Below are 14,382 nucleotides of genomic sequence, written 5' to 3' on the forward strand. Positions count from 1 at the left end.
CAACGGAGCCATGCCCTGTGGTGCATGAGCCATGCATTCACCGGAACCGCTCCGGCCCTCACAACTATCACAGTGCAAACCACACCACCGTCAGCCCATGCCCCCCTCCCGAGAAAAGCGTGTCACGACCCTTGCTCTGGCAGCCTGCGCCAGTTTTGCTGCAGCTGTTTTGAGCGCCTGCTCAACGTCGCCACTGACAGCTGACGGCTCTATTCAGCCAGAAGCGTCAAGCGGTCTGACGGCGAAAGAGGAGCGAACGTTTCGCCAGGAAGCAGTCGCCGCTGCCAACCCACTTGCCACCGCAGCCGGTGCCCGTGTCCTGAAAGAAGGCGGGAATGCCATCGATGCAACCGTCGCGGTTCAGATGGTGCTGGCGCTCGTGGAGCCGCAATCGAGCGGCATCGGCGGCGGTGCATTCCTCCTGCACCACGACGGGCACACGCTACAAGCCTATGACGGCAGAGAAACGGCGCCAGCCTCGGCGGGGCCAGACCTCTTTCTTGCAGAGGACGGCCAGCCAATGCCGTTCAAGCAAGCTGTGGCTGGCGGACGGTCGGTCGGCGTTCCCGGGGTGTTGCGCATGCTGGCACTGGCACACAGACAGCATGGCCAGCTGCCCTGGAAGAAGCTGCTCGAGCCAGCCATCGAACTGGCAGAGCAAGGGTTCGCCATCAGCCCCAGGCTGCACCAGTTGCTGGCCAAAGACGAGACGATGAAGGAGGACCCGGTGGCGCGGGCCTATTTCTGGGGTCCGGACGGCAACGCTCACCCCCTGGGACACATACTGCGCAACCCTGAACTGGCGCATGTGCTGCGCCAGATTGCCAACGAGGGGCCTGATGCACTCCATACGGGCGACATCGCACGAGCGATCACCCGGAAAGTTCAGGCGCACCCCACCAACCCGGGCGGCATGACCATGGAAGATCTCGCCGCGTATCGGGCCAGAGAGCGGGAGCCACTGTGCTTTGACATGGACGCCGAGCCGCGCCAGGTCATGGTCTGCGGCTTTCCCCCTCCCAGTTCAGGTCCTCTGGCGATCGGGCAGATCATCGGTTTGCTGAGTCGGGCCCAGGGACGGGACAACCCCTGGCATGAGCAGACCATGGACCCGGAATGGCTGCACCGGTATACCGAAGCGGCCCGACTGGCTTTCGCGGATCGCGCGAAATACGTGGCAGACCCGGACCATGTCGCGCCCCCTGCTGGTGCCTGGTCTTCATTGCTCGACAAAGACTACCTGGATCAGCGCTCTGCCCTGATCTCGACAAAGCGCATGCCATCGGTCGATGCCGGACAACCCGGTGGCGCCACCACGGCCTATGCCCCCATGCCTGATCAGCCCGAATACGGCACCAGTCACGTCAGCGTGGTCGACCGTCACGGCAATGCCGTGTCCATGACCACCACCATCGAGTCAGGATTTGGCGCCCGCATCATGGTCACGACAGACGAAGGTCGTCCAGGTGGATTCCTGCTCAACAACGAACTGACCGACTTCAGCTTCGCACCTGCTGACGAACAGGGTCGTCCCATCGCCAACAGGGTTGCACCGGGCAAGCGCCCCCGCTCCTCCATGGCGCCGGTGATGGTGTTTGACAAGCGAAGTGGCGAACTGCTGATGAGCCTGGGCAGCCCAGGAGGGGCCTTCATCATCCACTATGTCGCCAAGGTTTTGCTGGGCACTCAATGGTGGGGCTTGTCACCCCAATCCGCCATCGACCTGCCCAATATCGGCACGACAGGTGGCCCTCTGGTGCTGGAAGAAGATCGCTTCACCCAAGGCACCCTTGGCGCGATCGAGGCCAGGGGACACAAAGTCGTGCAGATTCCGCTCACCAGTGGCCTGCAAGCTCTGCAACGCCTTGGTCAGGGCGACCAAGGGGTCTGGCGGGGTGGGGCCGACCCTCGCCGTGAAGGTGAGGTGATGGGGCAATAGGCCGACAGGGCGACCGGGCAATGGGGCAGTCTCCGCATCGGAGACAATACACTGGTGGCCATCCCTCAGACCTTCATCCAGGACCTGCTCAACCGCGTTGACATCGTCGACGTGGTGGGACGCTATGTCCAGCTGAAGAAAGGGGGCGCCAACCTGATGGGGCTGTGCCCTTTCCACGGAGAAAAGTCGCCATCATTCTCGGTCAGCCCGTCCAAACAGTTCTATCACTGCTTTGGTTGCGGAGCGAATGGCAACGCCATCGGCTTCCTCATGGAGCACACCGGCATGAACTTTGTGGAGGCAGTCAAGGAGCTGGCTCAGCAAACCGGCATGCAGGTACCCGAAGAAGAAGCGCGACCGGGCGACCGGGAGCGCGCCGCCAAAGCCCGCGAAAAGCGGGCAAGCCTGACCGACTTGCTCGCCAAGGCAGCCAAGGACTATCAAAAGCAACTCAAGGACTCGCCGCGCGCTGTGTCCTATCTGAAGCAGCGCGGGCTGACAGGCGCCGTCGCCAAGGCTTTTGGCATGGGCTACGCACCTGAAGGCTGGCGCCACCTCGCTGGTGTCGTTCCTGACTACGCGGATGCCCGTCTGGTGGAGTCCGGGCTGGTCATCGAGCACGTCGACGAGAAGAATGCCGAAGGAGAGTCGAAACGCTACGACCGTTTCCGCGACCGGATCATGTTCCCGATCCGCAACGTCAAGGGCGAAACCATCGGGTTTGGTGGCCGCGTGCTCGACAAGGGCGAACCCAAATACCTGAACTCGCCGGAAACACCGGTGTTCAGCAAAGGTCACGAACTCTACGGCCTGTTCGAGGCCCGCACCCCCATCCGCGCAGCTGGCTATGCGCTGGTCACCGAAGGCTACATGGATGTGGTGGCCCTGGCCCAGCTCGGCTTCCCTCAAGCGGTAGCCACACTGGGCACCGCCTGCACACCCGATCATGTGCAAAAACTCTTCCGGTTCACCGATTCGGTGGTTTTCAGCTTTGACGGCGACGCCGCTGGCAGGCGTGCAGCGCGCAAGGCTCTGGAAGCCGCCCTGCCTCTGGCCACTGATACGCGCAGCATCCGTTTTCTCTTCCTGCCGGCCGAACATGACCCCGACAGCTTTATCCGGGCCAACGGCGCGCAGGCCTTCGAAGACATGGTTCAGAAGGCGACCGTGCTCTCGCGTTTCCTGATGGAAGCGGCTAGCGCAGACTGCGACCTGTCAACGGCCGAAGGGCGAGCCCGCATGGCCTCGCAGGCAAGGCCACTGTGGACAGCCCTGCCCGATGGGGCACTCAAACGCCAGCTTCTGGGCGACCTGGCTGACCAGGCCGGGCTTGACGCCAGAGACCTGGAGCAACTCTGGGCCGGGCAGCAACGCCACGACACTGGCAAACGTTCTGCAAAGAGCCGCTGGTCCCCGGAAGGACAAGCCGCGAATGGTGAAGGGGAGCGCCAGGCAGGCAAATATCGCAAAGGCAAGGACTGGCAGACACCGGGTGGCAGTTCGAAACCCTACCCATATCCATCCCGAAGGGAGGGCCAGCCCCGGAGCGCAGCACGCGCTCAACGAGGCGTTCCCAGCCGGGCAGACCGTGCGGTGGGCCTCTTGCTGGCCAATGCGCAGGAATGGGATGCATTGTCGCCTGATGACCACACTCTGCTGGGCCACCTGCCCTCCCCGCATGGCGATGTGTTCGCCTGGCTGGAAAGCCAGATGATGGAGCATGGACCTCAGCCGTGGTCCGCCTTGCGCGAAGGCTTGCGGGGGCATGCGTTTGAGGAAATGGCCTGCAAACAGGTGGAATTGGCCACTCTGGGTGCCGACACCCAGGCAGAACAGGAAGAGTTGCTGGGCGTGATGAATCTCTTGCGGGAAGACGCCTGGGCCGCTCAGGCCGCGGTTCTGGCCGAGCGCGTAGCCGGTGGTGACTCCCATGCGCTGGAAGAATACAAACGCATTCGCGACAAGATCACAGCCTTGAAAAACGGCCAGGCGGTATAATATAAGGCTTACGCACCGCAAGCGCGACAGCAGCACCTCCGGCAAAGGCCTAACCCCAGGACAGGGGCGACGCGGAACTGACCCCGGCCACCTCCGCTCTCAGCAAGAGCGCGAGAGATCCCCGCAAGGACTGCACACCAAATGATCGCCCACACAGCTTGCGGGCCCGCCCTCTTCCGGCCAAAGGCGGGTCCAGCGCACCTCCATGCTCAGCTCATGACACGCCATTGTGGCGCGCGTTTGCCGTGCATGAACAGGTGAAGATGCTTCCCAGCCGGCCCCGATCCGAGAATTTTGAGGTTCAAATGCCCGCGAAAAAGTCCACTACCGGCGCACCCGCCAAAACGACCCGCAAGAAGGCTGCTGCCGTCGAGTCCGATTCCGTCGAGAAGAAGAAAGTGACCACAGCCAAGGCTTCAGCAGCCGCGACGAAGGCCAGCACCAAGTCCACTGCGACCAAGAAAGCTGCCGCCGCCAAAACCACCCGCACCAAGGCCGACGCTGCGGATGCCGCGCCTGCCCCAGCCAAGAAGAAGCCAGGACGTCCGGCGAAAGCCAAGACGGCGGCCCCTGCTGCCAAGACGCCGGCCAAGCGGGGTCGCAAGCCCAAGGCTTCCAAGATGTCCGACGATTCGGACGATTTTGACGACGACTTCGACAACGACGGGGACGACGGCAGCGAGGCCGACAAGACACCTCAGGCCAAGCCGGAGAAGGTCAAGCCGCTGCGCATGAAGATCAGCAAAGCCAAAGAGCGCGCGCTGATGAAAGAGTTCGGCCTGGACGATACCGTCCTGTCCGAAGAAGAGGCCACTTCACGCCGCGAACGTCTCAAGACGCTGATCAAGCTGGGCAAGACCCGTGGCTACCTGACCCATGGCGAGATCAACGATCACCTGCCCGACAAGCTGGTCGAGACCGAAACACTGGAAGTGGTGGTCTCCCTGCTCAACGACATGGGTGTGGCCGTCTATGAGCAAACGCCGGACGCCGAAACCCTGTTCCAGAACAACATCGTTCCCTCCGCTTCAACCGAAGAAGAAGCAGAAGAGGAAGCGGAAGCCGCCATCTCCACGGTGGACAGCGAGTTCGGCCGCACGACCGACCCGGTTCGCATGTACATGCGCGAGATGGGCACGGTCGAACTGCTGACCCGCGAAGGCGAGATTGAAATCGCCAAGCGCATCGAAGCCGGGCTGCACGACATGATGGCCGCGATCTCCGAGTCGCCCGCCACCATCGCCGAGATCCTGGCCCTGTCCGACGAAATTCGCGCCGACAAAACCGTGATCTCCACCATCGTCGACGGCTTCGCCGATGCCGATGAGAATGACGACTACGTGGCTGAAGAAGACTTCGACGACTACGACGAAGAAGACGATGATGACGGCAAAGGTGGCTCCAAGGCGCTGACCCGCAAGCTCGAAGAGCTCAAGAACGAAGCGCTGCGCCGCTTCGACTCCATCCGCGACTTGTTCGAGAAGCTGCACAAGATCTATGACCGCGAAGGCTATGGCAGCCCGAACTTCGTCAAGACCCAGCAGCAGATCACCAAGACGCTGATGACCATCCGCTTCACGGCCAAGACCATTGAGAAGCTGTGCGACACCGTGCGCGGTCAGGTGGACGAAGTGCGCAAGAAAGAGCGCCAGCTGCGCCGCATCATCGTCGACAAGTGCGGCATGCCCCAGGAAACCTTCATCAAGGAGTTCCCTCCCAACCTGCTCAACCTGCAGTGGGTGGAAAAGCAGGCTGCGGCCGGCAAGCCATGGAGCACCATCATCGAGCGCAACATCCCGCCGGTGCAGGAACTCCAGCAAGGCCTGATGGACATCCAGAACAGCGTGGTCGTGCCCCTGCCCCAGCTCAAGGACATCCACAAGCGGATGAATGAAGGCGAGGCAAACTCGCGCGATGCCAAGAAGGAAATGATCGAGGCCAACCTGCGTCTGGTGATCTCCATTGCGAAGAAGTACACCAACCGTGGCCTGCAGTTCCTGGACCTGATCCAGGAAGGCAACATCGGCCTGATGAAGGCGGTGGACAAGTTCGAATACCGCCGCGGCTACAAGTTCTCGACCTACGCCACCTGGTGGATTCGTCAGGCCATCACGCGCTCCATCGCTGACCAGGCCCGCACCATCCGCATCCCGGTGCACATGATCGAGACCATCAACAAGATGAACCGCATCTCGCGCCAGCACTTGCAGGAATTCGGCTTCGAGCCGGATGCCTCCATCCTGGCCGAGAAGATGGAAATGCCCGAAGACAAGATCCGCAAGATCATGAAGATTGCGAAAGAGCCGATCTCGATGGAAACTCCCATCGGCGACGACGACGACTCGCATCTGGGCGACTTCATCGAAGACCAGGCCAACACCGCACCCATCGATGCGGCCATGCAGGCTGGTTTGCGCGAAGTGGTCAAGGACATTCTCGACAGCCTCACGCCGCGCGAAGCCAAAGTGCTGCGCATGCGCTTCGGCATCGAAATGTCAACCGACCACACGCTGGAAGAAGTGGGCAAGCAGTTCGACGTGACCCGAGAGCGCATCCGCCAGATCGAGTCCAAAGCTGTGCGCAAGCTCAAGCACCCCAGCCGCTCGGACAAGCTGCGCAGCTTCATCGATTCGATGTAAGCCGCGACGCTGTCGTCAAGCGAGCAACAAAAAGGGAGCCCTCGGGGCTCCCTTTTTGTTTAAAGGCGCCAAGGTCGGCGACCGAGCGGCATGCCCTTACACCGTCTCCAACGCCAGCACGCCCGTGGCAGTGTTGGAGATGGGGATGTGGTAGTTGCTGTGCACCTTGCGCACGCCAGCGCCACCGGCCGTGAGGGCCGCGCGCATGGCCAGCCACATGAGCAGTTCCACGCCTTGCGTGCCGGCCTTTTCCACTAACTCCAGATCGCTGAATTGCGTGGCCCATTCAGGGTTGCTTTCCATGGATTCGAGGAACTGCAGGTCGAAGGCCTTGTTGATGAAGCCGGCGCGCTCGCCTTCGAGTTGGTGAGAGAGGCCTCCGGTGGCCATGACGGCGACTTTCTTGTCGCTGTCCCAGTTCACGATGGCCTCGCCCACTGCCTTGCCCAACTTGTAGCAGCGCTTGGCGGTAGGCAACGGGAACTGCACCGTGTTGATGTTGATGGGGACGATCTGCACCGGCGCCACGGCTTCATTCGGCCAGAACAGTTTGAACGGCAGTGTGCAGGCATGGTCGACCAGCATTTCCTGACAGGTCACGATGTCGAACTCTTTGGCGATGAGCTCATTGATGAGGTGCCAGGACAGGTCCACGCAGCCTTGCATGGGCGGCAGCGTGGGAATGCCCCAACCTTCATCGGCATTGCTGTAGGTGGCGGCCGCGCCCACGGCAAAGGTGGGCATCTTGTCGAGGAAGAAGTTCAGGCCGTGGTCGTTGTAGAACACGACAACCACGTCGGGCTGATGCTCGCCCAGCCACTGGTGGATGGGCGGAAAGCCGTCGAAGAACGGCTTCCAGTACGGTTCGTTTTGCAGACCTTTGTGGATGGCGCCGCCGATGGCGGGGATGTGCGAGGTGGCCAGACCACCGATGAGTTGTGCCATGTTGATTCTCCTGACGGATCAGATCTTCTGAATTCGAGTGAGTGACTCAGGTGCCATGTCGCCATGCTGTTGAGTCGATGCTGAGGAGCGAGCGATTGGCCTTGGACACCCGTGGAACCGGCTTTGCCGGGCCACCGGGGTGCAGCCCCCTTCCAGGGGGAAGGCGCACAGCGCCGCAGGGGGTCAGCACTGGTTGTTGGCTGCCACGAGCTTGGCCTTGAACTCGTCCTTGCTCATGCCGGTCTGCTGGGCACCAATGTCCTGCATGTCCAGACCAAAGATGCCGGCGAACTTGGCCAGGTAGTAGGCATTGCCGCCCGCTTCCAGCAAGGCCAGCACCTGCTTGGAGCGAATGGCCTCGGCTTGCTGCTCGTTCAGGCCGTACTTCTGCATGTAGGCCTCGGGGTCGGCGACAAAGGCGTCGCGGTTGGCCTTGTCGTTGAAGGAAAAGCACATCTTGTTCAGTGCAAGGCCTTTGGCCGCCATTTCACCGTCAAACGGCGTGGTGCCGGGAATGCTGATCTTGTTGCTCACAGCGAGTCTCCTCTGAATGTTCCGCTTGTGAAGCGGTGCGTCGACAACTGAAGGAAAGTTTGCGCCGCTCATTGCAAAAAATAAACACATGATTCATCATATATTTCATGAGCAATATCGATTGGTTGGATCTGGATGCGTCGCTGCTGAAAACCTTGGTTGCGGTACTGGAGCACGGCAGCGTCACCCAGGCGGCCCACGCCCTGGGCGTGACCCAATCGGCCGTAAGCCATCAGCTGGACAAGCTGCGGGCCATCACGGGCGACGCCTTGTTCGTCAAGAGCGGGCGCGGCATTGTGGCCACAGCCCGTGCGCTGGCACTGGCCGAGCCGGCACGTTTGCTCTTGCGTGACATGGAACGGTTTGCCCATGCAGGCGATTTCGACCCGGCGCGCTGGCAGGCAACCGTCACCATTGCGGCCAACGATTTCCAGCGAGAGGTGTTGCTGCCATCGCTGATGGTGCGTTTGCGAATATCGGCGCCCGGTGTGACGCTGCGCGTCATCCCCTCCGATGTGCCCAGCCTGGACATGTTGCGTGATCGGCATTGCGACATCGCCATCAGTCCTCGCCCGCCGGAAGGGAGCGACATCCTGCAGCAAAGACTGTTCGTCGACGAATACCGCGTGTACTATGACCCGGGGGTCCGGGAACCACCGCGCCAGCTCAAAGACTACGAAGCCGCCGAGCACATCACCGTGGTCTATGAGCCCCGACGCAGCCTGCAGGTCGACACGGACCTGGCAGCAGCGGGCGTCCGCCGCCACTTTGCCGTGCAGGTGCCGGGCTTTGCCGCATTGCCCGCCTTTCTGGCCGGCAGTGATTGGCTGGCCACCGCACCGTCGCTTCTCGCCCTGGGCTTCATGCGTCCGTTTGCCAGCGTGGCTGTTCCTGTGTCGAAGTGCCCTCGTTTGCCGATGTACCTGATTTGGCATCGACAACACCATGATGACGCAGCACACCGCTGGCTGAGAGAGCAGCTGCTCGAGGTAGCCAAGGCAGCGTTGCCACAGCCACCAGCCAGACGCAGCCGCAACACTCGGCCTCGGTCAGTCTGAAGCTGGGGCACCCTGCTTCGACCGGCGCCATTGCTGGGGGCTCATGCCGGTGTGGCGCTTGAAGAAGCGGGAAAAATAGGCGGGGTCCTCAAAGCCCAGCTCCATGGACAAACTGGCCGCCGGTGCGGCCACATAGAGCAGGCGACGGCATGCCTCTCGAATCAGGCGTTCGTGTACGAGGGTCAGCGCACTGCATTGGCGTTGTGCCCTCACCAGGCGGTTCAATCGCTGAGTAGACAAACCCAGCTTGGCGGCATAGTCGTCCATGCTCCAGTGTTCGGCGTAGTGCGCCTCGATGAGCATCAGGTAGCGCGTGAACAGGCTTTGCTGGTCCGTCGCGCTGCTCATCAGGTCTCGCCGCTCGCCCATTCGTGCCAGTCGCCAGACGACTGCCCGTGCCAGCCATCCGATGACCGGGCTGTCGGCCGCGTCTGGACTGTTGAACTCTGCTGTGAGCCCTGCCAACTGATGCCGCAACCGGTCCGCGTCGGCGGGTTGTTCGCGCAAGTCGATCACGCCGGGGGAATCGAACAGGGTCTGAAACGATTGACCGACCTGCTGGAAGTCGCCCTCCAGCAACAAGCGCGGTGAGAGTGTGAGCACATGTCCGTCGGTGTCCGGCGCAAAACGAAACCCGTGCACCACGCCTGGCGGTGCCACGATGGCCGCCGGGCCCGCTACCGAACCCTGCCAGTCGTCGAGTGCCACGTCCGCACGCCCTTCATGCAGACACAGCACCTGGTGCAGGCCTGTATGCACGTGGGGCTCGATCTCCCACCGGTAGAGCTGGCTGCGTGATCGCACGTCTTCAATGTGCAGGATCTCCTGGCCCGGTGCACTGCGCTCGCCGTAAAGGGCGAACTTCGGAATGGAGCGGCGGTGTCGAGGCTTTCCGGGATGACTGACCATTTGTCCATTTTGATCGAAAAGTACAATCAATAGCAGCAAATATTGCATTTTTTGTTTTGTTGTCAGACGTAAAGTGCACTCCATCGCCAATTCAAGGACCGAAGGAGACACACATGAGCACGAGTCTGGGCAGCTTTCATTTCGACCCCTATTCCCCGGCCATCGACGCCGACCCGTTCCCTTACTACAAGCACCTGCGTGACGAGCACCCCTGCTTCTGGAGCGAGGAAGCCCAGATGTGGGTGCTCTCACGCTACGCCGATATCGTCTCTGCCGGACAGGACTGGCAGACCTACTCTTCGGCCAGTGGCAACCTGATGACCGAGCTGCCAGGCCGCGCCGGTGCCACGCTGGGCAGCTCTGATCCACCAAAGCACGACCGACTGCGTGGGTTGATCCAGCACGCCTTCATGAAGCGCAATCTGATGGCGCTGGAAGAGCCCATCCGGGATGTGGCCAGACAGGTGTTTGCCCAACTCAAGGATGTGAAAGAGTTCGACTTCAAGGACGTGTCAGCGCAGTTCACGGTGAAGGTACTCATGGCTGCCCTGGGACTGCCCATGGGCGAAGACGCGCTGGTGCCCGAGCATGAAGTTCGCGAGAACGCTGTGCTGATGGTGCAAAGCGATGCCCGTACCCGCGCCAAAGGGCCGGAGCACATTGCGGCCTACAACTGGATGCAGGAGTACGCCAGCAAGGTGATTGCCATGCGCCGCGCCGAGCCACAGAACGACCTCATCAGCAACTTTGCGCTGGCCGAGATCGATGGTGATCGCCTGGACGACCGCGAAGTGCTGCTGACCACCACGACGTTGATCATGGCGGGCGTGGAGTCACTGGGCGGCTTCATGATGATGTTCGCCTACAACCTGGCCACCTTCGACGAGGCGCGCCGCGCCGTGGTGGCCAACCCGGCCCTGCTACCCGACGCCATCGAGGAAAGCCTGCGTTTCAACACCTCGGCCCAGCGCTTCCGTCGCCGCCTGATGAAGGACGTGAGCCTGCATGGCCAGACCATGAAGGAAGGCGACTTCGTCTGTCTGGCCTATGGCAGCGGCAACCGCGATGAGCGCCAGTACCCCAACCCGGATGTGTACGACATCACCCGCAAGCCTCGCGGGCACCTGGGCTTTGGCGGCGGCGTACACGCCTGCCTGGGCACTGCCATTGCGCGCCTGGCGGTGAAGATCGCTTTTGAAGAGTTCCATCAAGTCGTTCCCGACTATGCCCGCGCAGCAGACCAGCTGCCATGGATGCCGTCGTCAACATTCCGCAGCCCGCTGGTGCTGCAACTCAGGGCGCTGTGAATCACACCAGCGCACAAGATCTCATCGAACCACGGAGAAACCATGGCCAACATTACTTTTATTGAAGCTGACGGGCAGTCCACCACCATCGATCTGGCAGACGGCTGGAGCCTGATGCAAGGCGCCATCACCAATGGCGTCGAAGGCATTGTTGGTGAATGCGGTGGTTCTTGCGCCTGCGCTACCTGTCACTGCTACGTGGACGACTTTCTGGCGGGCGTGCTGCCGGCACCGAGTGAAGGCGAGCTGGACTTGCTGGAGAACGTTGCCGCAGAGCGCAAAGCCAACAGCCGCCTGGCCTGCCAGATCAAGGCCAGTGCCGCCATCGATGGCGGCGTGGTGACGCTGCCGGAGTGCCAGGAATGAGCAAGCCAACGGGTGACGCGCCTGGCATGGTGATTGTGGGAGCCGGCCAGGCCGGTGTGCAAGCCGCCGAAGCTTTGCGCGCCGGTGGGTATGAAGGCTCTGTCACCTTGTTGGGCGACGAGCCCTATGGGCCTTATCACAGACCGCCCTTGTCCAAGGCCTGGCTCGCCGGCGAAATGGATGCTGCCCAACTGATGATGCGCGCGCCCGACATGCTGGCGCGCAAGAACATCGACTTGCGCACGCGTGTGTCCGTGGCTTCCATTGACCGCCCGCAGAAGCTGTTGCATCTCAAGAATGGTTCGGTACTGCCGTATGACGGGCTGGTGCTGGCCACAGGCTCGACGCCTCGCTCGCTGAACATCCCTGGCGCCGATACCATGGGCGTGCTGGCACTGCGCTCCCGCGACGATGCCAATGCCATATCCGACAGGATGACGATGTGCGCCGAACAAAGCCGGCCTGTTGTGGTCATCGGCGGCGGTTTCATCGGGCTGGAGGTGGCAGCCACCGCACGCCAGAAGGACCTGCTGGTCACCGTACTCGAATCGGCGCCGCGCCTGCTCGGTCGAGTGCTCTCGCCGTCCCTCTCGGACTGGTATGCCCGATTGCACACCGGTCATGGTGTGACCTTGATGCTGAACACCCAGTGCATCGCCATCGAGCACGATGAACAGGGCGTGACAGGTGTGCGGCTATCCGATGGCAGCTTACTGCCCGCCGGCCTGGTAGTGGTCGGCGTTGGTGTACTGGCCAACGATGCAATGGCCAGGAAAGCAGGCCTGCCATGTGATCGCGGCATCATTGTCGACGCCTGCGGCCGCACCGACGACCCTTTCATCGTGGCTGCTGGCGACTGCACAGCGCGGCGCCTGTCCGATGGCAGCCTGCTGAGGCTGGAGTCAGTGCAGAACGCCACCGAGCAGGGCAAGAGCGCCGCGTCGGCCCTGCTGGGCCAGGAGCGCCCGTTCACCGCCACACCGTGGTTCTGGAGCGACCAGTTCGACAAGAAGCTGCAGATGGCGGGCTTGTCGATGGGTGCTGACCACTGGGCGGTGCGCGGCGACATGGACGCGGGCACCGGGTTCAGTGTCTACCACTTTGCCGGCGACCGTCTCATCGCAGTCGACAGCATCAACAGCGCCAGGGAGCACCTTCAGGCCCGCAAGCTGCTGGACGCTGGTGTGTCACCAACGGTGGCCCAGGCAACCGATACCGGTTTTGATCTGGCCAGCCTGCTGAAGAAAGCCTGAAACGGCTGCGGTCACGCCCTGAGTGTGACCACCACCGACAAGCCCGGATTGGCATTGCGGATCGTGAAGCTACCACCGTGTGCCATGACCACCAGCTTGCACAGGTACAGACCCAGGCCCACACCACCAGCGCCCCGCGTGCGGGCTGAGTCGGGGCGGTAGAAGGCTTCCGTCAGGCGTTCGAGCTGATCTTCCGGTACACCAGGGCCATGGTCACGAACTTCGACGATGGCTTCATCGGGCGCCTCTCCCTGACGCACACTCACATGCACTTCAGGCGCTTCCGGGGCACCCGTGCTGTGCCGAAGCGCATTGTCCAGCAAGTTGCGCATCAGCAGACGCACGCGCGAAGCATCGACCGCAACCTTGGGCATGTCCTGCGTGGCATCCACCGTCACGTCCTTTGCTCGAGGGTGGCGCGCAGCCAGGTCGCGCAGCACGCCGCGCGCCAGATCTGGCAGGTCAATCGGCTCCCTCTGCAGCACCGCATGATTGCCCGCCAGGCGTTCGCTTTCGAGCAGGTCCGCAATCAGGCAGGCCATTTCCTGCAGGTCTCGAAGCAGGGCAGCGCGGCCGTCTGCCGTATCGCCCTCTTCCGGCAACAGCTCCGCGTTGAGCCGAGCACGGGTCAGCGGACTGCGCAGCTCATGACTGATGGCCAGCAGCAGGGCTCGCTTGGCTTCGAGCATCTGGTGGATGTCCTTGCCCATCTCATTGATGGTGTCAGCCAGCTGGCCAAGTTCGTCCGGGTGGCGCGTGCAACGCACCGGAATCGGAGTGGTGAAATCACCTTTGCCAAACCGTTGTGCGCCCGCCTGAATATCGTCCAGAGGCCGCAAGATGAAACGCACGTAGGCGTAAGCAAGCCAGGTGAGCAGCAGCAGCGCCAGCAAAGCGTAGCCGATCACGCGAGGACGCCGCTCAAAAGCCTGCCCGTCGATCCCGAACGTCACGGTATGGCCGTCCGCAGTGGTGCGGGTCAGGATGCGGTCCCAATCCTTGCCTCCACCCCAGTGCTCTTTGCCCCAGGCCTCTTCAGAGGTGTCGTCACTGCGCAGCAGGTGATCATCGCCTTCGCCGTCATCCGGGTGTGACTGCCACTGAAGACTGGGGCCTGAGATGGACACCGTCAAAGGCAACCTCGCCACCACGGCCTGGGCCTTGACCCGATCGGGCGTACCGGCGTCATTGGTGATTTCCGCCACCAGATGATCCACATAGTCCATCATGATGGGCCGCGCAGCCTCTCGCCAGCCAAGCGAGAAGGCCTTCTGTGCACCGGCAATGAACACAAAGGTCATGGCCGACGCCAGCAACAGAAACAGCATGACCATCCGCAGCTTGATGGAATGCCCAAGCTTGTGGCGGGCTCGCCGGTGCCATGGCCCGCAGCCTGGTTCCAGCTCGTCGGTGCTTCGGGATCTCGAGAACACG

Annotated in this window: 11 protein-coding genes; 7 read left to right on the top strand and 4 right to left on the bottom strand. The window is 62.1% G+C overall.

The genetic code is table 11. The features are described 5' to 3' along the window. The first annotated feature begins 97 nt into the window (after window positions 1–97). From ABWV89_RS17070 to rpoD, 3 genes are all read left to right on the top strand, one after another. Window positions 98–1,939: a gamma-glutamyltransferase family protein gene (locus ABWV89_RS17070; RefSeq protein WP_353399624.1), complete on the top strand. Its 1,842-nt coding sequence runs from the start codon at window positions 98–100 to the stop codon at window positions 1,937–1,939. A 54-nt stretch (window positions 1,940–1,993) separates the two neighbouring features. After that, complete coding sequence (dnaG, locus tag ABWV89_RS17075; RefSeq protein ID WP_353399627.1) at window positions 1,994–3,937, top strand: DNA primase; 1,944 nt, start codon at window positions 1,994–1,996, stop codon at window positions 3,935–3,937. A gap of 305 nt (window positions 3,938–4,242) precedes the next feature. Beyond that, a complete protein-coding gene (gene rpoD / locus ABWV89_RS17080) occupies window positions 4,243–6,576 on the top strand; it encodes an RNA polymerase sigma factor RpoD (RefSeq protein WP_353399630.1) in 2,334 nt (777 codons plus the stop codon). Between the two features lie 96 nt (window positions 6,577–6,672). On the opposite strand, the gene ABWV89_RS17085 is transcribed toward rpoD, so the two are convergent. Further along, a complete protein-coding gene (locus ABWV89_RS17085) occupies window positions 6,673–7,521 on the bottom strand; it encodes a class III extradiol dioxygenase family protein (RefSeq protein ID WP_353399632.1) in 849 nt (282 codons plus the stop codon). Window positions 7,522–7,704: 183 nt separating this feature from the next. After that, window positions 7,705–8,055 carry a protocatechuate 4,5-dioxygenase subunit alpha gene (locus tag ABWV89_RS17090; RefSeq protein ID WP_353399635.1) on the bottom strand — a complete coding sequence of 117 codons (351 nt, stop codon included), beginning with the start codon at window positions 8,053–8,055 and terminating at the stop codon, window positions 7,705–7,707. 107 nt (window positions 8,056–8,162) lie between these two features. Here ABWV89_RS17090 and ABWV89_RS17095 point away from each other — a divergent pair, with 107 nt between their 5' ends. Further along, on the top strand, window positions 8,163–9,113 hold the full coding sequence (locus ABWV89_RS17095; RefSeq protein WP_353399638.1) for a LysR family transcriptional regulator: 951 nt from the start codon (window positions 8,163–8,165) through the stop codon (window positions 9,111–9,113). Here ABWV89_RS17095 and ABWV89_RS17100 read toward each other — a convergent pair. Next, window positions 9,105–10,022 (bottom strand): helix-turn-helix domain-containing protein, encoded by a 918-nt coding sequence (locus ABWV89_RS17100; protein ID WP_353399641.1) that lies wholly within the window; start codon window positions 10,020–10,022, stop codon window positions 9,105–9,107. The genes ABWV89_RS17095 and ABWV89_RS17100 overlap by 9 nt on opposite strands. A gap of 113 nt (window positions 10,023–10,135) precedes the next feature. On the opposite strand from ABWV89_RS17100, the gene ABWV89_RS17105 reads away from it, so the two are divergent. The 3 genes from ABWV89_RS17105 to ABWV89_RS17115 are packed head-to-tail and all read left to right on the top strand — an operon-like array spanning window position 10,136 to window position 12,948. Next, a complete protein-coding gene (locus ABWV89_RS17105) occupies window positions 10,136–11,329 on the top strand; it encodes a cytochrome P450 (RefSeq protein WP_353399644.1) in 1,194 nt (397 codons plus the stop codon). A 42-nt stretch (window positions 11,330–11,371) separates the two neighbouring features. Beyond that, entirely contained in the window at window positions 11,372–11,695 is a 324-nt protein-coding gene (locus ABWV89_RS17110; RefSeq protein ID WP_353399647.1) for a 2Fe-2S iron-sulfur cluster-binding protein, read from the top strand. Next, complete coding sequence (locus tag ABWV89_RS17115; RefSeq protein ID WP_353399650.1) at window positions 11,692–12,948, top strand: NAD(P)/FAD-dependent oxidoreductase; 1,257 nt, start codon at window positions 11,692–11,694, stop codon at window positions 12,946–12,948. The genes ABWV89_RS17110 and ABWV89_RS17115 overlap by 4 nt, the downstream gene beginning before the upstream one ends. Window positions 12,949–12,959: 11 nt before the next feature. Here ABWV89_RS17115 and ABWV89_RS17120 read toward each other — a convergent pair whose 3' ends face one another. Beyond that, window positions 12,960–14,381, bottom strand: a complete 1,422-nt coding sequence (locus ABWV89_RS17120; RefSeq protein ID WP_353399653.1) for a sensor histidine kinase — start codon at window positions 14,379–14,381, stop codon at window positions 12,960–12,962. Window position 14,382: the final 1 nt, after the last annotated feature.

The organism is Hydrogenophaga sp. 5NK40-0174 (assembly GCF_040372165.1).
In the GTDB taxonomy this organism is placed as follows: domain Bacteria; phylum Pseudomonadota; class Gammaproteobacteria; order Burkholderiales; family Burkholderiaceae_C; genus Hydrogenophaga.

Bases quoted from the DNA above. Each gene is read 5' to 3' on its own strand.
- ABWV89_RS17110 (WP_353399647.1), top strand. From the start codon at position 11,372: ATGGCCAACATTACTTTTATTGAAGCTGACGGGCAGTCCACCACCATC.
- ABWV89_RS17115 (WP_353399650.1), top strand. From the start codon at position 11,692: ATGAGCAAGCCAACGGGTGACGCGCCTGGCATGGTGATTGTGGGAGCC.
- ABWV89_RS17095 (WP_353399638.1), top strand. From the start codon at position 8,163: ATGAGCAATATCGATTGGTTGGATCTGGATGCGTCGCTGCTGAAAACC.
- rpoD (WP_353399630.1), top strand. From the start codon at position 4,243: ATGCCCGCGAAAAAGTCCACTACCGGCGCACCCGCCAAAACGACCCGC.
- ABWV89_RS17070 (WP_353399624.1), top strand. From the start codon at position 98: ATGCCCCCCTCCCGAGAAAAGCGTGTCACGACCCTTGCTCTGGCAGCC.
- ABWV89_RS17105 (WP_353399644.1), top strand. From the start codon at position 10,136: ATGAGCACGAGTCTGGGCAGCTTTCATTTCGACCCCTATTCCCCGGCC.
- ABWV89_RS17085 (WP_353399632.1), bottom strand. From the start codon at position 7,521: ATGGCACAACTCATCGGTGGTCTGGCCACCTCGCACATCCCCGCCATC.
- ABWV89_RS17100 (WP_353399641.1), bottom strand. From the start codon at position 10,022: ATGGTCAGTCATCCCGGAAAGCCTCGACACCGCCGCTCCATTCCGAAG.